The organism is Luteimonas sp. e5 (genome assembly GCF_054031035.1).
Window position 1 is genome coordinate 22,759 of sequence record NZ_JBSTRX010000003.1, and the last position, 22,473, is coordinate 45,231.

Consider the following 22,473-nt stretch of genomic DNA (forward strand, 5'->3'; position numbering starts at 1 on the left):
GAGTGAGAGAAGGGCGGGTTGGCGGTCAGGGTGATGGACTGCTGGCTCTGGCTCGAAGGTTTCGGCGCATGGTGGTGAGGATTCGGCTCACTTCATCGATGTCGCGTTCGACTTCCATGGTTGCCGCCGGCTGCAGCCAGCCGGCGCGCCGGCACAGGCGCAGCTGCGTGTCCAGCTCGGACAACGATCCATGGGCGATGGACAGGAACTGCGCTTTCTCCCGCTTCGACTCGCGTGTCCAGCCTTCGGCGATGTTGCCGGGCACGGACACGGCGGCCCGCGTCATCTGACTGCGCATGCCGAACCGCTCCTCGCTTGGCAACTGCCTCGACAGGCACAGCACCGCTCCGGCCACATCCATGGCCTTCTGCCACACCACCGTTTGCCGGTAATGCATCGCTGCACTCCGCATCCACCTGACAACCACCTTGCCATTCATCGCGACACATCCCCATCAGGAGATTCCCATGCAAGCCTCAGCCAACCAGCCGCAACCGACCCCTCTCACTCCTCACTCCTCTGCACTCACTTCTCGCCTCCTCGATCCAGGTTTCGAGCTCACCCTCCGTCCCATGCGTTATCCGCAGTTCTACGAGATGTATCGCAATGCGATCCGGAACACGTGGACGGTGGAGGAGATCGATTTCCAGATCGACATTTCCGATCTGCACGGCAAGATGTCGCCGGCGGATCGGCATCTGATCCATCGGCTGGTGGCGTTCTTTGCCACCGGCGATTCGATCGTGGCCAACAATCTGGTGCTGAACCTGTACAAGCACCTCAATGCGCCGGAGGCGCGGATGTACCTGTCGCGGCAGTTGTACGAGGAAGCGCTGCACGTGCAGTTCTACCTGACCCTGCTGGACAACTACCTGCCTGATCCGGCCGAGCGCACCAAGGCCTTCGCCGCGGTGGAGAACATCCCCTCGATCAAGGCCAAGGCCGACTTCTGCTTCAAGTGGATCGATTCGATCCAGGACTTGGACCGGATCGAAACCCGCGAGCAGCGTCGCCAGTTCCTGCTCAACCAGATCTGCTTCGCCGCCTGCATCGAGGGCCTGTTCTTCTTCGGCGCGTTCGCCTACGTGTTCTACCTGCGCTCGCGCGGCCTGCTGCCGGGCCTGGCCTCGGGCACCAACTGGGTGTTCCGTGACGAGTCCGCGCACATGGAGTTCGCCTTCGAATCGGTGCGCACCATCCGCGAGGAGGAACCGGAACTGTTCGACGAGGCAATGCAGACGCAGATCCGCGAGATGCTGGCCGAAGCGATCGAATGCGAGATGCAGTTCGCCGAGGACGTGCTCTCCGGCGGCGTCGCCGGGATTTCCGAACGCGACATGCGCCAGTACCTGCAGCACTGCGCCGACAACCACTTCGCCAAACTGGGCATGCCCAAGGTCTACAACGTCCGCAACCCGCTGCCGTTCATGGAACTGCAGGACGTGCAGGAGCTGACCAACTTCTTCGAACGCCGCGTCAGCGCCTACCAGGTCGGCGTGACCGGCGAAGTGGATTTTGATCATGCATTTTGAAGGCTAGAAGTGAGTGCAGAGAAGTGAGAAGTGAGAGAAGAGCGGGGCGATGGCAAGCAAAAACGATTTGGGGGAAGTCCGGGACTTGGATGAGGTGTGGTGAGCGCTGTGGTGTCAGGTGTTCAGAAGCCTTCACTGCCTCATTGACTCTTGCGGCCCGAGCCGGCTCGCCGCGCACGGCCGCCGCTCCCGATGGCAGAAAGCAAGCGAAAAGCACCCGCTTTTGCCCTCTCTCACTTCCCACTTCTCTTCACTCTCTCCTCGCCAGCCCCCCACTCACTCCCCGCCTCCCCACCGCCACTTCGAGCCACTCACCTCCAGCCCTCCGCCACCTGCCTTTCTCTCACTTCTCACTTCTCTGCCCTCACTCCTCGCTCTCATGTCCCAAGCTTCCCCCGAAATCCGCATCACCGAAATCGTGTTCCCCGACCACAGCAATCACCTCGGCACGCTGTTCGGTGGGCAGGCGCTGGCGTGGATGGACAAGGCGGCGTTCATTGCGGCCAGCCGGCATGCCCGGCGCACCGTGGTCACCGCGCGCAGCGAGCAAATCGATTTCAGTGCCCCGGTCCCCACCGGCGCCATCGTCGAATTGCGCGCACGGGTGGTGTCGGTGGGCCGCACCTCGATGCAGGTCGAGGTGGAACTGCACTGCGAAGACCTGCACAGCGGCCAATCACGCCTGGCCACGCGTGGACGCTTCAGCATGGTCGCGGTGGATGAGAGGGGGCGGCCGGTGGAAGTAGAGAGCTAGTAACGAGTGGAGAGGAACGAGGAACGAGTGAAGGCGAGGAACGAGGAACTAGAAACGAGGAACGAGTAAAGGCGAGGAACTAGAAACGAGGAACGAGGAACGAGTGCGATCAGGCACGACGTCAGCCCCAACTCGTTCCTCGTTCCTCTCCACTCGTTACTAGCTCTCAAGCGCTTGCTCGAGATCCGCCAACAAATCCCCCACATGCTCGATGCCCACGCACAGCCGCACGGTGTCTTCGCGGACGCCGGCGCGTTGCAGTTCGTCGGGGGACAGTTGGCGGTGGGTGGTGCTGGCGGGGTGGGTGGCGAGGGATTTGTTGTCGCCGATGTTGACCAGTCGGGTGAACAATTGCAGTGCGTCGAGGAAGCGTTCGCCGGCGGCGCGGCCGTCTTCGCCGGCGATGCCGAAAGTCAGCAGGCCGGAGCCGTGGCCGCCCAGCAGGCGCTGGGTCAGTGCATGGTCGGGATGGTCCGGCAGGCCGGCGTAATCGACCCAGGCCACCTTCGGGTGCTGCTGCAGGTATTCGGCCACTTTCTGCGTGTTCTCGCAGATGCGCTGCATGCGCAGGGACAGGGTTTCCAGGCCCTGCAGGATCAGGAAGGCGTTGAACGGTGACAGCGCGGCGCCGGTGTTGCGCAGCGGCACCACACGCGCGCGGCCGATGTAGGCGGCTTCGCCCAGCGCTTCGGTGTAGACCACGCCGTGATAGCTCGCATCGGGCTGGTTCAGTTGCGGGAAGCGCTCGGCATGTTCGGCCCAGGGGAAGCGGCCGCTGTCGACGATCATGCCGCCGATCGAATTGCCATGGCCGCCGATGTACTTGGTCAGCGAATGCACCACGATGTCGGCGCCGTGTTCGATCGGACGCAGCAGCCACGGCGTGGCCACGGTGTTGTCGACGATCAGCGGCACGCCGTGGCGATGCGCCAGCTCGGCCAACGCCGGGATGTCGGCGACGCGCCCGGACGGATTGCCGATGCTTTCCACGTACACCGCCTTGGTACGCGCATCGATCAGGGCTTCCAGTGCCGCCAGGTCGTGCTGATCGGCCAGCCGCGCCTCGATGCCGAACTGCGGCAGGGTGTGGGCGAACAGGTTCCAGGTGCCGCCGTACAGCGAGGACGCGCTGACGATGTTGTCGCCCTGCCCGGCGATGGTCTGGATCGCATAGGTGATCGCCGACTGCCCGGAGGCCAGCGCCAGGCCGCCGATGCCGCCTTCCAATGCGGCCACACGCGCTTCGAGCACCGCGCAGGTCGGGTTCATGATCCGGCTGTAGATGTTGCCTGGCACCTTCAGGTCGAACAGGTCGGCGGCGTGTTGCGCACTGTCGAAGGCATAGGCGACGGTCTGGTAGATCGGCACCGCCACCGCACGGGTGGTCGGCTCCGGCGTGTAGCCGGCATGCAGGGCGAGGGTTTCGAAATGTTGAGTGCTCATGGGACGGCCCGGATCAAGGAAGGGTCACCTTAGCACCATTCATCGCTTCATGCGCATGAAGCGATGGGATATCAAACCACCGCCATGAAAAAGGGCGGCATGGGCCGCCCTTGCTGATGTCATGGATGTCTGCGAGGCGCCGGCGCTCACCAGCCCCACGGGGTCGGCGGTGTCGGCACGTCCTGCTGCAGGTCGAACTCGACCTTGAACAGGCGGCCACCCGGGCGCGACAACTCGTAGACGAAGGTCTGCGGATGGATCTCCATCGCCCAGGTGTTCTCCACCGAGGCATTCAAGCCACCCTGCTCGAACATGGCGATGGATTCGGCATCGACCGGAAACTCCTGACGCTCGGCGCTGCCGGCGCTCGCGGTATCGCCGCCGTACATGGTCATGTCATCGGGCTCGCCATTGGCCTGGCGGTGGTCGTGCTTGAGTCGCAGGCCCTCGCCCTGGCGGGTCAGGATCCAGGTGCGCGAATGATCCTCGCCGACGTGGAACGGGATCTCGATGCGCTCGTTCGGCGCATCGCAGCCGCGCACATGCATGACCAGGCGCTGGCCCTCGAAAGCATCAGGCTCGGGCGACTTGGGTTCGTTGGCGACGATGCGGCCCTCGTAGGCCTTGCCGCAATGCGTGGCGATGGCGGCGAGGAAGGCATCGACCGGTGCGGCGGCCTGTTCGACCGCGGCATCGGTGCCGGCATCACCGACCATTGCGGTGGTGTCAGGCGCCGCGGTGTCGGCGGCGGGCGTGCAGGCGGCAAGTGCCAGCGCGAGCGGGGAAAGCAGGATCACGGAGAGTCTGTTCATCGCCCGACGATAACGTGAAACGGCGACACGTGCAGTGCCCGCACAGCGGGACGCTCAGCCGTACAGCTGCAACAATGCCTCCTCGGCGGCCTCCAGTTCACTGCGCAGCTGCATCTGCTCGCGGCCCAGATCGATCACGCGATCGGCATCGGCATACACGTCCGGATCGGCCAGTTGCGCCTCGCAGGCCGCCAGTTTCTGCTCCAGCCGTGCCACCCGCGCCTCGGCTTCCTTCACCTTCTGCGGATTGGCTTTGGCCGGCTTCGGCGGGTTCGCAACGGGGCGTGGCGCTTGCGCCGCCGGCTTCTTTTCTTCCGCCACCTCCGCGCCCGGCGCCGGACGCGCGCGCAGCCACTCGGCGTAATCGTCGAGGTCGCCGTCGAACGGTTCGACCACGCCATCATGCACGCGCCAGAACGCATCGCAGACCAGGCCGATCAGATGGCGATCATGGCTGACCATGACGATGGCGCCGTCGAAGTCACTCAGGGCCTCGGCCAGCGCCTCGCGCATGTCGAGGTCGAGGTGGTTGGTCGGCTCGTCCAGCAACAGCAGGTTGGGCCGCCGCCACGCGATCAGCGCCAGCGCCAGGCGCGCCTTTTCGCCGCCGGAGAAATGGTCGATCGGCTCGAATGCGCGGTCACCGGCGAACTGCCAGCGGCCGAGGAAGTTGCGGAACTCCTGGGTCGAGCCGTCGGGCGCCAGCGTCCGCAGATGGTCGATCGGCGAGCTGCCCGCACGCAGCGATTCCACCGTGTGCTGGGCGAAGTAGCCGATGACGAGGTCGGGATGGGCGATGCGCTCGCCGGCCATCGGCGGCAACTCGCCGACCAGGGTCTTGACCAGGGTGGACTTGCCGGCGCCATTCGGCCCGAGCAGGCCGATGCGGTCGCCCGCCTCCAGGGTGAAACCGACGCCCTGCAGGATGCGTGCCTCGCCGCCGTAGCCGGCATCCACCGCACGCAATGCGAGCAGCGAATTGGGCATCCGCGCCGGCTGCGGCAAGGCGATGTGCAGTGCACGCTCGGCACGCACCGCCTCGGTGCCGGCCAGCTTGGCCAGCCGCTTGATGCGCGACTGCGCCTGGCGCGCCTTGCTCGCCTTGGCCTTGAAGCGGTCGATGAACTTCTGCAGGTGCGCGCGCTCGGCCTGTTCCTTGTCGAAGGCGATCTGCTGCTGGCGCAGGTGCTCGGCGCGCTGGCGCTCGAACGCAGTGTAGTTGCCGGCATACAACCGCGCCTGCCCCTCATGCAGATGCAACACGTGGGTGGCGACGTTGTCGAGGAACTCGCGGTCGTGGCTGATCACCAGCAGGGTGCCGGCATAGCGCTTGAGCCAGTCTTCCAGCCACACCACGGCATCGAGGTCGAGGTGGTTGGTCGGCTCGTCCAGCAGCAACAGGTCGCTCGGCATCATCAGCGCGCGCGCCACGTTCAGGCGCACCCGCCAGCCACCGGAAAACGCCGCCACCGCGCGGCGGTGGGTCTCCGCGGCAAAGCCCAGGCCATGCAGCAGGCGGCCGGCACGGGCCTCGGCATCGTAACCATCCAGCTCGCCCAGGCGCTGGTGCGCGGCGGCCACCGCTTCCCAGTCCTCGCGCGCCACCGCCTCGCGTTCGGCCACGACCGCGGCGTGCAAGCGGTCATCACCGGACATCACGAAGTCCAGCGCCGCATCCGGCAAGGACGGGGTTTCCTGCGCCACGCTGGCGATGCGCGCCCTGGCCGGCAGGTCGATGTCGCCGCGATCGGGCTCCACCTCGCCCATCAACGCGGCGAACAGCGAGGACTTGCCGCTGCCGTTGCGGCCGACCACGCCCACGCGCCAGCCCGCGTGCAGGGTCAGGTCGACCGCGGACAGCAGCAGGCGTTCGCCACGGCGCAGGGCGAAATCACGGAAGGAAATCATCGGCGAATTGTAAGCCGCACCATGCCACGGCCCGCTTGTCGGCTAGCGCGTGGTCTGTCGCAGGTAGTGGCGGCGATGGGGGTGCCGCACCCACTTCACCTTGATGTCCGGATCGGCCTGCAGCAGCACGTCGACCAGCGCATCGGCATGCCATTTGAGCGAATCGAACGCGTCCTCGCCGCTGGAATGCAGCTGGATCGACATCGCCGGCTGCCCTCCGGCGAAATCCTCGGCCTGCACCCAGATGCCGCCGCTGGCGGCGACCTCGATGCGCTCGCCATCGACCTCGATGGTTTCGACCTGCATCCCGCCGAGCCAGTCTCGCACCGCGGCGCGCACCGCCTCGGGCCGCTGCGTCCACGGCTGCGCTTCGAGCAGCACGTCGCGCCACACGTTCCAGCGGTGGCTCGGATGCGCCCACTGGTAGATGCGCTGCCAATGCAGGGGGCGACGGGGTCGGTATCGGGCCATGGGGGTCTCGGGGCGTGATGCGGGGCGGCGCGTTGCCGCCCCGCTCCGGATCATCGGGCTGACGGACTGTAACGCAGGGTCAGTGCATATTCGCGACCCGGCTGGTGGTACCAGGCGCTGGTTTCGTAACGCTTGTCGAACACGTTGCGCACCACTGCCTGCAGTTGCCAGTCGGGGCTGAAGCGCCAGTCGGCGCGCAGGTCGCTGGTGGCGAAGCCGCCGAGGCGCACGCTGTTGGCCGGATCGTCGTAACGATGGCCGCTGCCGTTGAGGCTGGCGCCCACGCTCCAGTCGCCGAACGCACGGTCGACATCGATCCGCGCCAGCGCGCGTGCGCGGCGATTGAGCAGGTTGCCGTCGAACGCACCGGGCGTGGTGTTGCGCGGGTCGATCCAGCTCGCCGTCGCATTCACCGCCCAGCCGGCGATGTCCACGCCGAGGCTGCCTTCCACGCCGCGGATGCGTGCGCGCTGGATGTTCTCCGGCATGCCCCAGGGGCTGTCGGGCGAGCTCGCCGCCGGGTTGAACACGATCAGGTCGCGCAGGCGCGTTTCATAGGCATTGAGCGACCACAGGCCCCAGGCCGGGGTGCCGCGCAGGCCCAGTTCCGCGGTGTGCGAGCGCTCCGGGCGAAGCGCCGGGTTGCTGGAGCCGGGGTAGTACAGGTCGTTGAAGGTCGGTGCGCGGAATGCGCTGCCATAGCCTGCGCTCAGACGCAGCGTGTCACTGAGGTCGAAACCCCAGTTGGCGCTGCCGGTGAACACGCCGCCGAACTGGCTGTTGTCGTCATGCCGCGCGGCAAGCTGCAGCCGGTGTGCATCGAAGCGGCCCAGCCACTGGCCGAACACCCCACGCACGCTGCGGCTGTCAAGGTCCAGCGGGCTGGAGGCATGCACCCGCTCGCGTTGCCAATCGAAACCGACGCTGGCCTGGCCGGCCTCGCCGGTGGCGAAATCCGCCTGCACGCCGGCCACCCGGCGACGGGTATCGATGGTGTTGACGTAGGCCCCGTCAAGGAAGCCATCGGACAGATCCTGCGCGCTGCCGAGATTCAGGCTCAGCGCGAACGCCTGCGTCGGGGCATAGCGCAGCTTGCCGCCGAGCACCTGCTGCACCACCTCGGTTTCGTTGCTGAAGCCACCATCGAACTGGCTGCGGCCCTCGGCACGCAGGGCGCGCGCCTCGGCCGACCAGGCCTCGTTGAATTCCATGCCGCCGGCGAGCGAGAGCGAGCGGTTGCGATATCCGTCGCGGTCTGGCTCATCGACGAAGCAGCCGGCACCGGGCACGTAGTCCGGGCTGCCCCAGGCACCGACCGGCGCACGCCCGCGGCAGGCATCGATGCCGTCGCTGCGTTCGTGCGCGGCCTGGATGTTGAACCAGCCGCGCTGCTGGCGCGCGCCGATGCCTGCTTCCAGCGCACGCAGGCGATGGCTGCCCACGGTCAGCGCGCCGTTGCCGCGCAGGCCCTCGCCGGGCTGGCGGGTGAAGATCTGGATCACGCCGCCGATCGCCTCGGCCCCGTACAGGCTGGAATACGGCCCGCGCACGATCTCGATGCGCTCGACCTGGGCCAGCGGGATGTCCTGCAGCATCGGCATGCCGGCGGTGGCGGAGGCGATCTTGACGCCATCCACCAGCACCAGCACATGACCAGTGCCGGTGCCGCGCAGGAACAATCCCGAAAGCTTGCCCGGTCCGCCCTGGTTGTACAGGGTGATGCCGGCCTGACCACGCAGCAGGTCGAGCAGCGAGGCCGGCTGCAGACGCTCGATCTGCTCGCGGTCGATCACCGTGGTCGCGGCCAGCGCCTCGCGCAGCGGCTGTTCGCTGCGGGTGCCGGTGACCACCAGGGTGTCCAGCGAACGGGGATCGCTCTCGGCGGCGATGGCAGCGGTCGCCGGCAATGCGGCGGCAATCGCCACGGCAAGCACGACGGGACGGAAACGGGGGGAAAACAACGACATGGTGCACTCCTGCGGTCCGCGTCTGCATGCGCGGTGGACTGGCGGAAGGACAGCAGAAGCGCGCAACGACGCGGCCCACGGCCGGCACCGTCCGCATGCCCACCGCATGTCCGGTCAATCCCAGGCCGGTCTCCGGGCTTGCCTGCCGGATCCGTGTGGATCCGCGGGAGCGACGCCTTCCCATGCGTGCCGCACAGTGGCGTGTGTCGTCCCTTGGCTGGCTTACCGTTGCGGGGGCAGCTCCGGATTCGCGCCTGCGCGCCCACCGGATTCCCGTTTCAGCCCGATGCCCTGCACGGACATCGCGGCCACCTGAGAAGCGGAATATTAACACGCGGCTCCACGCTCACGCTGCTCATGCGCGGACCGCGCCTGCGCCGTGTCCAAGCGGCGCATGTCGCCATCCGCATCGCGAAGGTGGATGGAAGGCTACGACCAAATGCCCATTGCATTTTGTGAAGAATTCATGAAATGCTCGGGACACCCCCACCGCATCGTGGAGATTTCCCATGCAACGTCACCTGCTTGCCACCGCCATCGCGCTGGCCATCGCCACCCCCGCGCTGGCCCAGGACCCCGCGCAGACCGAGCGCGAGAAGTCCGCGCTGGATACCGTCATCGTCACCGGCACGCGCGCGCTCGACCGCACCGTGGCCGAATCGCCGGCACCGATCGACGTCATTTCGCGCGAGGCGCTGCAAGCGACCGGCTCCACCGAACTCGCCACCGCGCTGGCGCGCGCGCTGCCGTCGCTGAACTTCCCGCGCCCGGCATTGACCGATGGCACCAGCGCGATCCGTCCCGCGCAGTTGCGCGGGCTGGCCCCCGATCAGGTGCTGGTGCTGGTCAACGGCAAGCGCCGGCATACCTCGTCGCTGCTCAACCTCAACGGCACCATGGGCCGCGGCTCGGCGCCGGTCGACCTCAACACCATCCCGGTTTCGGCCATCGACCGCGTCGAGGTGCTGCGCGATGGCGCCTCCGCGCAGTACGGCTCGGACGCCATCGCCGGCGTGGTCAACGTCATCCTCAAGGGCAGCCGCGAAGGCGGCAGCATCGGCATGACCACCGGCAAGACTTCGGCCGGCGACGGCGAACAGTGGCAGCTGGCCGGCGACGCCGGCTTCCCGCTGGGCGAGGCCGGCAGCCTGCACCTCTCGGCCCAGGTCGGCACCCAGGAGCGCACCAACCGCGCGCGTCCGTTCGCCGGCACCCCCAGCCCGACGCAGCCGCAGCTCGGGCAGAAGGCGTTCGTGATCGGCGACCCCTCCGTCGACTTCGGCGCCGTCTCGCTCAACACCCGGATCAAGCTCGGCGAGAACGTCGAACTGTACGGCTGGGGCACCGCCAGCCATCGCGACATCACTTCCTATGCGTTCTTCCGTGCGCCGAACAACCCGACGCAGAACATTCCCTCGATCTACCCCGACGGCTTCCTGCCGCGCATCAACAACATCTCGCGTGACCGCTCGGCGGTGCTCGGCGTGCGTGGCGTGATCGCCGGCGAGTGGGACTGGGATCTCAGCTACAACTACGGCTGGAACGACCTCGCCTTCCACACCCGCAACACGCTCAACGCGAGCCTGGGCCCGACCTCGCCGCGCGAGTTCTACGACGGCACGCTGGAAACCACGCAGAACATCGTCAACCTCGACTTCCGTCGCGGCTTCGAGATCGGCCTGGCGGCTCCGCTCAATCTCGCTTTCGGTGCCGAGTACCGCTACGACAAGTGGAACCAGTCGCCGGGCGAGTACGGCTCCTACGCGCAGCCCGACCTGAGCCGCCCCGGCGGCGCGCAGGGCTTCCCCGGCTTCTCGCCCGCGGTGTCCGGTCACTACGACCGCAAGAGCCATGCCCTGTACGTGGATGCGGAAACCGACATCACCGCGGCGTTCACCCTCGGTGGCGCGGTGCGCTACGAGGACTTCAGCGACTTCGGCGACAAGACCTCGGGCAAGCTTTCGGCGCGCTATGCGTTCAACCCGGTCTTCGCCCTGCGCGGCACGGTGTCCACCGGCTTCCGTGCACCGTCGCTGCCGCAGCAGTACTTCCAGACCGTGAGCACGGTGTACCTGCCGGGTGTGTCGACGCCGTTCGAGATCCGCACCTTCCCCGCCTCCAGCGCCATCGCGCAGGCATTCGGTGCCGAGCCGCTGAAGCCGGAAACCTCGCGTTCGGCCAGCCTGGGCCTGGTGATGCAGCCGGCGAACGGGTTGTACGTGACCATCGACGCCTACCAGGTGGACGTGGATGACCGCATCGTGCTTTCGTCCAACCTGACCGGCGAGGGCGTGCGCGCGCTGCTCGAAGCGCAGGGCATCTTCGGCGTCAACGGTGGCCGCTACTTCACCAATGCGGTCGATACCCGCACCCGCGGCGTGGACGTGGTCGGCCAGTACCGTTGGCAGTTTGCGGCCGGCGCGCTGGATCTGACCGCAGCCTACAACCACACCAGGACCAAAATCACCCGCATCGCGCCGAACCCGCCGCAACTCGAGCAGAGCGGCCTCAACCTCGAGCGCATCGACCGCACCGAGACCGGGCGCATCGAGAAGGGCTTCCCGCGCGACAAGTTCATGCTTGGCGGGGTATGGAGCAGCGCCAACTGGGAGTTCTCGTTGACCGGCACCCGCTACGGCAGCGTGCAGACCACGCCGAACAACGCGGCCAACGACCAGACCTATGGCGCCAAGTGGCTGACCGACATCGCGGCCAGCTACAAGCTCGACGGCTGGAAGTTCACCTTGGGCGCGGACAACGTGTTCGATGTCTATCCGGACGAGAACATCTTCGCCAACTCGACCAACGGCCAGTTCCCCTACAGCAACAGCTCGCCGTTCGGCTTCAACGGTGCCTACGTGTACGGCAAGGTCGGTTTCAGCTGGTAAACCGGGCCGTCCACGGTTCCATCGGAACGGGCGCTGCGGCGCCCGTTTCCTTTTCAGGCAAGGCATTGTCCAGGTGGCACATAGAATGAAGGCAGGCCCGAACCCGGCACGCGCATGAACGCCACCAATGAACCACCCCGGCTGACGCCGGTCGAGGCACGCATCCTCGGCTGCCTGATCGAAAAGGAAGCAACCACGCCGGATGCGTATCCGCTGACCGTCAACAACGTCATCCTGGCCTGCAACCAGAAGACCGCGCGCGAGCCGGTGCTGGCGCTGGAACCCGGCGAGGTGCACCACGCGCTGCGCCAGCTGGAAGTGCGCGGGCTGGTGCGTTCGCAGCACACCGCGCGCGCCGAGCGTTATGCGCATCGTTTCGAGATCGTCCTCGACCTGACCCCGCCGCAGACCGCGCTGATGGCCCTGCTGATGCTGCGCGGGCCGCAGACCGTGCACGAGCTGTACGCACGCAGCGAACGGCTGGCACGGATCGAAAGCGCCGAGCAAACCGCCTTCATCCTGCAGCGGCTGATGCAGCGCGAGGTGCCGCTGGTGGCGGTGCTGCCGCGCCGTTCCGGGCAGCGCGAGGACCGTTACCGGCAGCTGCTGGTCGAGGCCGATGATGCGGACTTCATCGACGAAATGCCGCAGGCCGATGCCACCGGCGGCACGCCACCGCTGCGCCAGCGGCTGGAGGATCTGGAGCGGCGCGTGGCGGCGCTGGAGCAGCGGCTGGCTGCACGCGGCGATGGCGCGGACGAGGTGTCGACGGAGGCTTCGGGCGAAGCCGGTGACGGCGCTGAAAGTGGGCAAACCCGCGGAGCCGGCATCGCATGAATCTGGTCGTGCTCAGCGGCGCCGGGATGTCGGCGGAAAGCGGCATCGCCACCTTCCGCGACGCGCTGACTAGCTTGTGGGCGCGCTTCGATCCGGCGGAACTGGCCTGCGAGGAGGGTTTTCGCCGCGACCCGGCGCTGGTCTGGGGCTGGTACCGCTGGCGCGCGGCGCAGCTCATGGCTTGCGAGCCCAATGCCGGACATCGTGGCATTGCCGCACTGGAACAAGCCGGACACGCGGTCACCGTGGTCACGCAGAACGTCGATGACCTGCACGAGCGCGCCGGCAGCTCGCGGGTGATCCATCTGCACGGGCGGCTGCTGAAGTCGCGCTGCATCGACTGCGGGGCCGAGCAGACACCCGACCCGATCCTGGCCGCGCCGCCGGTGCCGCTGGACGCGGGCCGACGCGAGCCGCCACCGGCCTGCGTGCATTGCGGCGGGATGTTCCGACCGGGCGTGGTCTGGTTCGGCGAGGCGCTGCCGGCCGCCGACTGGCAGCAGGCGCTGGCCGCGATCGAAAGCTGCGATCTTGCGGTGGTGATCGGCACCTCCGGACTGGTGCAACCCGCTGCCAGCCTGCCTGCCTTCGCCCGCCAGTGCGGCGTGCGCACCATCGAAATCAACCCGCAGGCCAGCGCCCTCAGCCGCAAGGTGGACGAGCACTGGCCGCTGCCGGCCAGCGCCGGCGTCGCGCGCCTGCGACAGATGCTGGCGGACTGATTACGGCACGCACGAAAACGGCGCCCGCGGGCGCCGCTTCGGTTGCCACGCTGCCGTGGCTCAGCCCTTCACGAATACCAGCTTGCCGCCTTCGGCGTCGACCTTGACCGTATCGCCCTGGGCGAAGTGGCCGGCGAGGATTTCCGAGGCCAGCGGGTTTTCGATCTGCTGCTGGATCGCGCGCTTCAGCGGGCGCGCGCCATACACCGGGTCGAAGCCGACATTGCCAAGCAGCTCGAAGGCCTTGTCCGACAGTTCGATGCCGATGCCACGCTCGGCCAGACGCTTTTCCAGACCGCGCAGCTGGATCTTGGCGATCTCGCGGATCTGCGCCTTGTCCAGCGGGTGGAACACCACGATGTCGTCCAGCCGGTTGATGAACTCGGGGCGGAAGTGCGCCTGCACCACGCCCATCACCGCGGCCTTCATCTGCACGTAGGCTTCGGGTGAATCATCCCCGGCAAGCTCCTGGATCTGGTGCGAGCCGAGGTTGGAGGTCATCACGATCACCGTGTTGCGGAAGTCCACGGTGCGGCCCTGGCCATCGGTCAGGCGGCCATCGTCCAGCACCTGCAGCAGGATGTTGAACACGTCCGGGTGCGCCTTTTCCACCTCGTCCAGCAGGATCACGCTGTACGGGCGGCGGCGGATCGCCTCGGTCAGGTAGCCGCCTTCCTCGTAGCCGACATAGCCCGGCGGTGCGCCGATCAGCCGCGCCACCGAATGCTTCTCCATGAATTCGCTCATGTCGATGCGCACCATCGCATCGCTCGAGTCGAACAGGAATTCGGCCAGCGCCTTGGTCAGCTCGGTCTTGCCGACGCCGGTGGGGCCGAGGAACAGGAACGAGCCGGACGGGCGGTTGGGATCGGACAGGCCGGCACGCGAGCGCCGCACCGCATCGGACACCACCTTGACCGCCTCGTCCTGGCCGACCACGCGGGTATGCAGTTGCTGCTCCATCTTCAGCAGCTTCTCGCGCTCGCCCTCCAGCATCTTGCTGACCGGGATCCCGGTCCAGCGGCTGACCACCTCGGCGATTTCCTCGGCGGTGACCTTGTCCTGCAGCAGGCGGAAGCCGCTGGTTTCGACCTCCTGCGCGGCGGCCAGCTGCTTTTCCAGCTCCGGCAGCTTTCCGTACTGGATTTCGCTCATGCGGGTGTAGTCCTGCGCACGCTGCGCCGCCTCCAGTTCGAGGCGCGCGTCCTCGATCTGCTCCTTGATCTTGGTCGCGCCCTGCAGCGTGGCCTTCTCCGACTTCCAGACTTCCTCCAGGTCGTTGTACTCGCGCTCCAGCACCGCGATCTCGTCCTCCAGGTCGGCCAGCCGCTGGCGCGAGGCATCGTCGGTTTCCTTCTTCAGCGCCTCGCGCTGGATCTTCAGCTGGATCAGGCGGCGCTCCTTGCGGTCCAGCTCCTCCGGCTTGGAGTCGATCTCCATGCGGATGCGCGAAGCGGCCTCGTCCATCAGGTCGATGGCCTTGTCCGGCAGCTGGCGGTCGGCGATGTAGCGGTTGGACAAGGTTGCGGCGGCGACGATCGCCGGGTCGGTGATCTCCACGCCGTGGTGCACCGCGTAGCGCTCCTTCAGCCCGCGCAGGATGGCGATGGTGTCCTCGACGCTCGGCTCGCCCACGAACACCTTCTGGAAGCGCCGCTCCAGCGCCGCGTCCTTCTCGATGTACTGGCGGTATTCGTCCAGCGTGGTCGCGCCGATGCAGTGCAGCTCGCCACGCGCCAGCGCGGGCTTGAGCATGTTGCCGGCGTCCATCGCGCCATCGGCCTTGCCGGCGCCGACCATGGTGTGCATCTCGTCGATGAACAGGATGATCTGGCCCTCGCTCTTGGCCAGGTCACTGAGCACCGCCTTCAGCCGTTCCTCGAACTCGCCGCGGTACTTGGCGCCGGCGATCAGCGCGCCCATGTCCAGCGACAGCACGCGCTTGCCGCGCAGGCCTTCCGGCACTTCGTTGTTGACGATGCGCTGGGCCAGACCCTCGACGATCGCGGTCTTGCCCACGCCCGGCTCGCCGATCAGCACCGGGTTGTTCTTGGTCCGGCGTTGCAGCACCTGGATGCAGCGGCGGATTTCCTCGTCGCGGCCGATCACCGGGTCCAGCTTGCCCTTCTCGTGCCGGGCGGTGAGGTCGATGGTGTATTTTTCCAGCGCCTGGCGCTGGTCTTCGGCGCTTTCGTCCTGCACGGTTTCACCTCCACGCATGTGTTCGATGGCGGCTTCGAGCCGCGATTTGTCGGCACCGCCGGCCTGCAGCGCACGGCCGACCGCGCCACCGTCCTCCAGCGCGGCGAGCAGGAACAGCTCGCTGGCGATGAACGCATCGCCACGCTGCTGCGCCAGCTTGTCGGTGACATTGAGCAGCCGCGCCAGGTCGTTGCCGATGCCGACGTTGCCGGCCTGGCCGCTGACTTTCGGCAGCGTGTCCAGCGCCTCGACCAGACGCTCGCGCAGCACCGGCACGTTGACCCCGGCCTGCTGCAGCAACGGCCGGCTGCCGCCGCCGGACTGGTCGATCAGCGCCAGCAGCAGGTGCGCCGGCTCGATCAGGTTGTTGTCGCGTCCCACCGCCAGCGACTGCGCATCGGCCAGCGCCTGCTGGAAGCGGGTGGTGAGTTTGTCCATGCGCATCGGCGCATCTCCTTCCGGGGCGGGCGATCCCGCGATGCCCTCCAGATGGTGGCGCAGACGCGTTAAATCAACGTGTTGCCGCTTCTCGCCACCCTCACCGCCACTGCGGGACACTGGCCCGCCACGAACGGAGCACGACGATGAGCCATCATCAGGATTCGCAGGACCATCAGGAACAGCGCAAGACCCTCGGCAAGCTGATCGACAGCTTCGGCGTGGCCATGCTGACCAGCGTCGATGCCGATGGCCGGCTGGCATCGCGGCCGATGACGCCACTGGGCGACGAGTTCGATGGCGGCTTCTGGTTCGTCACCGAAGCGGACAACCCGCTGATCGCGCAGATCAAGGCACAACCGGCGGTCAATGTCGGTTTCATGCACGAAGGCGACAACCATTACGTCTCCGTCGCCGGCCGCGCCGGCAGCGTCGAAGATCGCGAACAGTTGCGGCGGCTGTGGAACACGGCGCTGGACGCCTTCTTCAAGGACGGCCCGGACGATCCGCGCATCACCCTGCTGCGCGTCGAGGCCGACGAAGCCGCCTACTGGGACGGCCCCGGCAACCTGCTGACCAAGCTGGCCTATTTCGCCACCGTCGCCACCACCGGCGACCACGAAGCGCTGAGCGAGACCGGCCAGGTCAAGCTGTAAACCGCGCTCAGGCGCGCCAGACCAGCGTCGCGATACGGCCAGTGCGGCCGCTGCCCTGCTGCGTGCTGCGCCGGTGCGAGAAGAACGCCTGCGGCGCGCCGATGCTGCAGCGTGTGCCGCCGTGGACGGCGCACACCCCAACGGCAGCGAGGGCGCCACCGGGGCGCCCTCGTGCGGATGTTCGCCGGCCTGTACCAGCCTCGACCAGACTCAGTAGCGCCCGACCACGTTGAGGAAAAAGCCCCGGTGGTCGTAATCGAAATTGGTCAGATCGTCACTGAAGTCGGTGAAGTTGTAGCCGACGCCGACCCGGAAGTTGCGGCCGATGTCGCGGTCCACGCCGACCAGGAAACCGGAGCGGTTGCCGCCATCGCTCACGCCCAACCAGCGGGCCTCGCCCAAGGCATGCCACTGGCCGCCGATGTCGTAGCGCACCTGGCCTGCCGCGAAGTTGGCGGTGGAATCGGCCCATGCACCCTGCAGCCGACCCATGCGCACCTCGCCGCTGCGATGCGCCAGCTTGCCGGCGAACTCCCAACGAGCGTCCGCCTTGTACACGCCTTCGACTGACAGCACCTGGCTGCGCTGGTCGTAGTTGGCCACGTTCTCACCGATCTGCGACAACGCGGACACGTCATAAAGGTAGGTGTAGCGCCCGAACATTGCCCAGCGGGTGCTGTCCCATGGCCGCCAGGCAAAGCCCAGGTTGCCTTCGACGAACTTGGCACCCGCGCTGGCAACCAGCTCGTCGGTGGTCTTCGAGTAGTTCAGCCGAGCGGCGATGCGCAAGCTCTCGTTGATCTTGTGGGTCAGGTGGTTGGTGGTCACCCACTGCTCCCGGCGCTCGGCACCGGTATCGCGACGGAATTCCAGCTTGCTCTGCCACTGGGTGGCATTGGAGGTGCGCCCGCCGTTGACACTGATCGCGCGGCGATCGACCTGGCCCGCCGCGCTGTCCAGGTCCGCTTGCTGCAGCGCGAAACCGAGGTTCCAGCCCGGTGCCGGGTAGAAGTCCATGCCGAAGGTATGCGCCAATCCCGACTTGTTCGGTGCCTTCAGCCATTGGCTTTCGTTGTACATGTTCACCTGGTTCGACAACCGCCAGCGCTGGCCAATCGTCCAGCCGGTGTCCTGGCGGGCATTGAACAGCGGATCCCAGGGGCTGCGATCGGTGCTGTGGGTGTAGTTGGCGTACAGCGAATGGTTGGGATTGAGCCGGTACTCGGCACCGACCACGGCCGCGTCGCCACGATCACCAGTGGTGAACTCGGCATTGACGCTGGACAGGTCGCCGAACAGGTATCGGCCACCGATGGTGATCGCGTCGTTGTCGGCGTACTTGCCACCATCGTCGTCCACGGTCGCCTGCGCCGTGCCGTACAGCTCCAGCGAGGTGCCGAAGCGGTGCCGGTACTGCACGGCGGCCAGCAGGCCGGCCGCGGTGCTGCCGATGCGAGCCTCCTCGACGCGACGCAGCTCGGCTGCCAGGGTGTTGAAGTCGCTGATCCGCCATTCGGCCTTGACCTGGCCCTGGGTCAGCGACTCCGGCCCGCGTTCGGCGCGGCTGTAGCGGCTGTGCAGGCTGAAGTTCGGGCTGAACTGGCCGAGCAACTCGCCGCCGTACTCCTCGATATCCTGGCCGGCATCGAAACGCGAAATCGAGAAGCCGGCATCGACCCGCCGCCACCACGCGGCACTCGACCATTCCAGTTCCGTCCAGCCCAGCTCCTTGAAGTTCGCCCTCGCCTCGAGCGCCCGCGCATCGCCCTTGCGGGCGCCGGATACCGGATTGCTGCGGATGAAGCTCAAACCGCCATCGCTGGAGAAGAATATCGGTGCGCTGGTGGCCTGGGTCCGGCTCTGCTCGAGCTTCAGGTAGGTACCGCGCCCGGCCTGCAGGGTGATGTCCACTCCCGCCAGACTGTAGTCGTCACCTGCGCGATTCTCGTCGACATAGGTGCCGCCGACGGCCAGATGATCGCCGAACCAGTGCTTGCCGCGCACACCGACGGTCATCTGGTCGGCATCGAAGCTTGGCGGGAGGTACTCGTAGTCCACCAGCAACACCTGCAGCAGGCCGTGCAGCGGCGTGTCGCGGGTCAGGCTGGGCGCGTTCTCGCGGGTCAACACCGACAATGGCCGGGTCAGGATGATGCGGCCCTGCATGTCGTCGATCTGGTAATCCGCGCCATCCTTCAGCTCGACGCGGCCTTCGGTACGGCCGGTGGCCGGGTCGCGGATCTCCAGCACCACGCGTTCCGAACCCGGCAGCACGTCGGTGTGCTTGAGGTAGTACAGGCTGCCGCCGGTACCCAGGAACTCGCTGTGGCCGGGCGCGGTCTGCGCCTCGGACCCGAACACCTTCAGCACGCTGCCGGCTTCACCCTGTGCGGTGCTGCGCCGGCTGCGCCAGCTCAGCGCGCCGCCGTACAGCGAACGCGAGTACTGGCCGTATTCGGTGCCGGTGATGCCGGTATGGAAGTTGCCCCACAGCGCCTGACTCTTGTCCCAGTCCACGCGCACATGCAGGCGGCCCATGGTGTCCACGTCACGGTAGGTGGTGGAGTCGTCGCCGTATACCGGGTAGTACTGGTCCGGATCCAGACGGCGGAAGATGTCCTGCGGATTGGCCTTCCAGAACCCGTTGAACAGTTGGCTCACCTCGCGTTCGCGGGTATCGGCCTGAGCGGTGACCAGATATTTGCCCTTGATCTTGCCCTTCAGATAGAAGGCGAGGCGACCATCGACGGTCAGGTCCTTCTCGAAGTGGTCGTCGCCGGCCAGGGGTTCGATCGAGCCGGACACGTTGTTGCCGGACACGGTCACGTCCGCCAGCGCCACCGCGAACATGTACTTGCCGCTGACATCCACGTCCAGCGTGCGCTGGATCGGGGTGGGCATGCCGGCACCGCCCACTTCGATGTCGAAGCGGTGCTGCCCGACCGGCGCCAGGTACTCGGCCACCAGCTTGCGCTCGATGTCGAGCGGATGGCCGCGTCCATTGATGCTGACGCTGGCATTCTCCGGCAGGTTGCGGCCCTGGATCCGGATCCGCGAGCCGTGGATCGGAATGTTCTGCACGCGCAGGTTGTTGCTGCCGAACACGCCGTCCACCAAGCTGGCGGACTGCGCTTCATCGGCACTCATGCCCTGCCCCAGCTTGCGCTCGGCGGCGTTGCGCAGCATCTGGTTGCCGCGCTCGGCTTCTTCCGGCGTCACCAGCTGCATGCGGCGCGGGTAAGTCTCGTCGAAACTGCCGTCATTGCCATGCACGCGCAGCAGGTAGACCAGCTCATCGCCGACCCTTGTCTGGAGGCCTGCGGGCAACACGCCATCCCATTCGGCATCGGCCATGGCGGCCACCGGCAGCGGGATGGTCGCGACCGGGGTCACCAGGTCGGCGTCGCTTCCGAGGAACACGAGCACTTCGGCGCGTTCGATGAACGCACTGTAGTTGCTGTAGCCATGGAAGCGCACCGGCTTGGTGATCCGACTGCCGTCGAACGGCACGATCGAACTGGCCGACAAGGCCAGCTGCGGTTGACCGAGTGCCGGATCTTCGGTCGCCCACAGCACGCCACCGTCAGGCAACTGTACCGACCACTTGCCCAGCGCCACGGCCCGGCCGGGCTGCTCGGTCTCCACGGTGACGCGGCGATCGGGTTGCAGTGCCGGCGAGTTCTCCGCCGCATCCCGTGTCTCGGGTTGGCGTTCGCCACGGGTGCGCACCCGCATCAGGATTTCACCTTCTGCGCCGGAGCAACCTGCATCACTGCAGTCCATGCCGGCCTGCGCGTCGGCAACCGGTGTGCCAGCTTCCTGCGCCACCGCACCCTGTGACGCCAGGCCAGCCAGGATACCGATCAGGGCGCAGTCCAGAACCTTCATTTTCATCGTCTTCATTACCGTTCCCTCAGCGGCTCTTCAGGCCGACCGGGGCCGTCGGGTCATCATTGATCTCCACTCGCAAACGGCTGCGTGCCTCGGCACTCAGCTTCGCTGCAATGGCCTCGTAAACCGCCTTGGCGCGACGCATGCCCAGTGCCAGGTTGTAGGCATCCGACCCGCGTCGGTCGGCATGACCGATCACGCCCACCACGCCACCGCCCAGCTCCTCGATGTCGGCGGCGATCTTCTCGATCACCGGCACGAATTCGGGTTTGATGGCCGACTTGTCGGTGTCGAACAGGATCGTGCCCAGCACTGGCGACTCGCCCAGCGACAGCAACGTGCTGCGCGGATCGGCCAGGTCGGTGCGCAGACTGACCGTGGTCGCCTGCGCCAACTCCGGATCGAGTTGCAGCAACAATGCGTCACGCACCGCCTTCGCACGGTCGTAGGCCAAGGCCTCGTGCTCGCCGTTGGCGGCGATCACCACCTCGCCGGCGCCATGCTTGCGAATCTGCACGGCCATCCTCTCGACGATCGGCAGATATTCGCTGCGCAGGTTGGCGCTCTGCGGATCGAACAGGAATTCACCAAGCTCCAGCTCGATCTGATGGCTGCCGCCTTCGATCAGTTCGACCGGCAGCTTCACGCCGAAGTCGAAGCGCACCGGCAGGCCCGGGGTCACCCGGCGCAGACGCGGGTTCTCGGTGGTGAACACGCTTCCCGGCGGCAGGGTGGCGGGGTCGGCCTTCAGGATGAAGTTCCGGCCACGCTCCCAGCGCCCGCCATCGATGCCGGTCAAGTGGTAGCGGCCGAACTGGTCGGTCTCCACCAGCAAACCTTCCACCGAGGCAATGCGCACGCCCGGGATGCCGCGTTCGTCGATTCCCGCGTTCTCTATCACGTAGTCAACGCGATAGCCGTCCGCCACCTGGCTGATCACCCGCGACACGGTCGGCGCGGCAGCCGTCAGGCCCCTGGCCGCCTGGCCCGCATGCTCCAGCGTGGTGTTGCCGCTGGCATCCATGCGCACCGTCACGCCTTCATCGCTGGTCAGCACGAAGTCGTTGGTGAACTCCAGCGCGCTCAGCGTCTGGCTGACCACCACCCGGCGCCTGGCGGCCGGGTCGGCCTCCGACTCGCGTCCGGCAATGGATCCAATCACGATGCCGTGCAGCAGCGGAGCGCTGGCATCGGCTTGCGGCTGGGCACCGGTGCCGCGATCAACCGTGGTCGAACCGGCAACGTAGGCACCCGGTGCGAAACCGCCCTGCACCTTCACCGCGCTCATTGCGGCGCTGTCCTGCCAGCCGTCACCATCGCGATCGTCGAACACCGTACCCACGATCAGCGATTCGTCCAGCATCGGATCGGCACTGAGCTGCACGCTGGCCGTGGCCACATTCGACACGGTCACGCCATCCTTGCTCACCAGCGCACTGTTGGTGTGGATGCCGGCACGCACGCCCGCACCGACGCGCAACAGGTAGGTGACGGTCGCGGTCTCGCCCGACGGCACGTCGATGTTGGCGATGGTGATCGGGTGGATGCCGGTCAACTGCCCCGCGCTGTCAGCGTCGCGCACCACCAGCGAGCCATCGATGTAGCTGAAGCCCGCGGGCGGCGTATCGATGATCGTGCCCCCGACCAGCGCCGTGGTGCCGGTGTTGTGCATCGCCAGCGTGTAACGAACCAGGTCGCCAGCCTTCACCTTGTGCGGGCTTGCCGACTTCACGAGACGAATTTGCACAGGGTCGGCTTCGTTCAGGGTGGTCACCACCGGCGGGCTGTCGCAGCCCGTGGTGCAGTCCGGATCGCCACCGCCGCTCACGCTCGCGGTGTTGGTCACGCTGGCACCGGCCGCCGCCGTCGGCGTCACGTTGATCGTGAACACCGTGTTGGCGCCCGCCGCCAGGCCCGAAGCCACCGTGCAGCTCACGTCCTGGCCGCTGATG

16 protein-coding genes and 1 riboswitch are annotated in these 22,473 nt (G+C 67.0%); of the genes, 6 read left to right on the top strand and 10 right to left on the bottom strand.

The window, feature by feature from the left end; translation table 11 throughout:
• Positions 1 to 25: 25 nt before the first annotated feature.
• Positions 26 to 439, bottom strand: a complete 414-nt coding sequence (locus ACW11F_RS09260; RefSeq protein ID WP_456996612.1) for a four helix bundle protein — start codon at positions 437 to 439, stop codon at positions 26 to 28.
• Between the two features lie 133 nt (positions 440 to 572).
• On the opposite strand from ACW11F_RS09260, the gene ACW11F_RS09265 reads away from it, so the two are divergent.
• Positions 573 to 1,532, top strand: coding sequence for a ribonucleotide-diphosphate reductase subunit beta (locus tag ACW11F_RS09265; protein ID WP_456996613.1), 960 nt, complete (start codon positions 573 to 575; stop codon positions 1,530 to 1,532).
• Positions 1,533 to 1,911: 379 nt separating this feature from the next.
• Positions 1,912 to 2,286: an acyl-CoA thioesterase gene (locus ACW11F_RS09270; protein ID WP_456996614.1), complete on the top strand. Its 375-nt coding sequence runs from the start codon at positions 1,912 to 1,914 to the stop codon at positions 2,284 to 2,286.
• 159 nt (positions 2,287 to 2,445) lie between these two features.
• Here ACW11F_RS09270 and ACW11F_RS09275 read toward each other — a convergent pair whose 3' ends face one another.
• From ACW11F_RS09275 to btuB, 5 genes are all read right to left on the bottom strand, one after another.
• Positions 2,446 to 3,729, bottom strand: a complete 1,284-nt coding sequence (locus ACW11F_RS09275; RefSeq protein ID WP_456996615.1) for an O-acetylhomoserine aminocarboxypropyltransferase/cysteine synthase family protein — start codon at positions 3,727 to 3,729, stop codon at positions 2,446 to 2,448.
• Between the two features lie 146 nt (positions 3,730 to 3,875).
• Positions 3,876 to 4,541 carry a hypothetical protein gene (locus ACW11F_RS09280; protein ID WP_456996616.1) on the bottom strand — a complete coding sequence of 222 codons (666 nt, stop codon included), beginning with the start codon at positions 4,539 to 4,541 and terminating at the stop codon, positions 3,876 to 3,878.
• A 54-nt stretch (positions 4,542 to 4,595) separates the two neighbouring features.
• Positions 4,596 to 6,449 (bottom strand): ABC-F family ATP-binding cassette domain-containing protein, encoded by a 1,854-nt coding sequence (locus ACW11F_RS09285; RefSeq protein ID WP_456996617.1) that lies wholly within the window; start codon positions 6,447 to 6,449, stop codon positions 4,596 to 4,598.
• Between the two features lie 42 nt (positions 6,450 to 6,491).
• Positions 6,492 to 6,920 (bottom strand): hypothetical protein, encoded by a 429-nt coding sequence (locus ACW11F_RS09290; protein ID WP_456996618.1) that lies wholly within the window; start codon positions 6,918 to 6,920, stop codon positions 6,492 to 6,494.
• Between the two features lie 50 nt (positions 6,921 to 6,970).
• Complete coding sequence (gene btuB, locus ACW11F_RS09295) at positions 6,971 to 8,953, bottom strand: TonB-dependent vitamin B12 receptor (protein WP_456996619.1); 1,983 nt, start codon at positions 8,951 to 8,953, stop codon at positions 6,971 to 6,973.
• Positions 8,954 to 8,993: 40 nt separating this feature from the next.
• A riboswitch (cobalamin riboswitch) is annotated at positions 8,994 to 9,218 on the bottom strand.
• 178 nt (positions 9,219 to 9,396) lie between these two features.
• Here btuB and ACW11F_RS09300 point away from each other — a divergent pair.
• The 3 genes from ACW11F_RS09300 to ACW11F_RS09310 all read left to right on the top strand — a co-directional run bounded on the left by ACW11F_RS09300 (position 9,397) and on the right by ACW11F_RS09310 (position 13,334).
• Positions 9,397 to 11,775, top strand: a complete 2,379-nt coding sequence (locus tag ACW11F_RS09300; RefSeq protein WP_456996620.1) for a TonB-dependent receptor plug domain-containing protein — start codon at positions 9,397 to 9,399, stop codon at positions 11,773 to 11,775.
• Between the two features lie 114 nt (positions 11,776 to 11,889).
• A complete protein-coding gene (locus tag ACW11F_RS09305) occupies positions 11,890 to 12,612 on the top strand; it encodes a YceH family protein (RefSeq protein ID WP_456996621.1) in 723 nt (240 codons plus the stop codon).
• Positions 12,609 to 13,334 carry an SIR2 family NAD-dependent protein deacylase gene (locus ACW11F_RS09310; RefSeq protein ID WP_456996622.1) on the top strand — a complete coding sequence of 242 codons (726 nt, stop codon included), beginning with the start codon at positions 12,609 to 12,611 and terminating at the stop codon, positions 13,332 to 13,334. The genes ACW11F_RS09305 and ACW11F_RS09310 overlap by 4 nt, the downstream gene beginning before the upstream one ends.
• Before the next feature lie 60 nt (positions 13,335 to 13,394).
• Here the strand turns inward: ACW11F_RS09310 and clpB are convergent, their stop codons facing one another.
• Positions 13,395 to 15,980, bottom strand: a complete 2,586-nt coding sequence (gene clpB / locus ACW11F_RS09315) for an ATP-dependent chaperone ClpB (RefSeq protein ID WP_456996623.1) — start codon at positions 15,978 to 15,980, stop codon at positions 13,395 to 13,397.
• Between the two features lie 140 nt (positions 15,981 to 16,120).
• Here clpB and ACW11F_RS09320 point away from each other — a divergent pair, with 140 nt between their 5' ends.
• Entirely contained in the window at positions 16,121 to 16,630 is a 510-nt protein-coding gene (locus tag ACW11F_RS09320; protein WP_456996624.1) for a pyridoxamine 5'-phosphate oxidase family protein, read from the top strand.
• Positions 16,631 to 16,637: 7 nt separating this feature from the next.
• Here ACW11F_RS09320 and ACW11F_RS09325 read toward each other — a convergent pair whose 3' ends face one another.
• The 3 genes from ACW11F_RS09325 to ACW11F_RS09335 form a co-directional block, all read right to left on the bottom strand.
• A complete protein-coding gene (locus ACW11F_RS09325; protein WP_456997086.1) occupies positions 16,638 to 16,844 on the bottom strand; it encodes a laccase domain-containing protein in 207 nt (68 codons plus the stop codon).
• Positions 16,841 to 20,533, bottom strand: a complete 3,693-nt coding sequence (locus tag ACW11F_RS09330) for a hypothetical protein (protein WP_456996625.1) — start codon at positions 20,531 to 20,533, stop codon at positions 16,841 to 16,843. The genes ACW11F_RS09325 and ACW11F_RS09330 overlap by 4 nt, the downstream gene beginning before the upstream one ends.
• A gap of 10 nt (positions 20,534 to 20,543) precedes the next feature.
• Positions 20,544 to 22,473 (bottom strand): OmpA family protein (locus ACW11F_RS09335; RefSeq protein WP_456996626.1); only part of this gene is annotated, 1,930 nt, incomplete at its 5' end.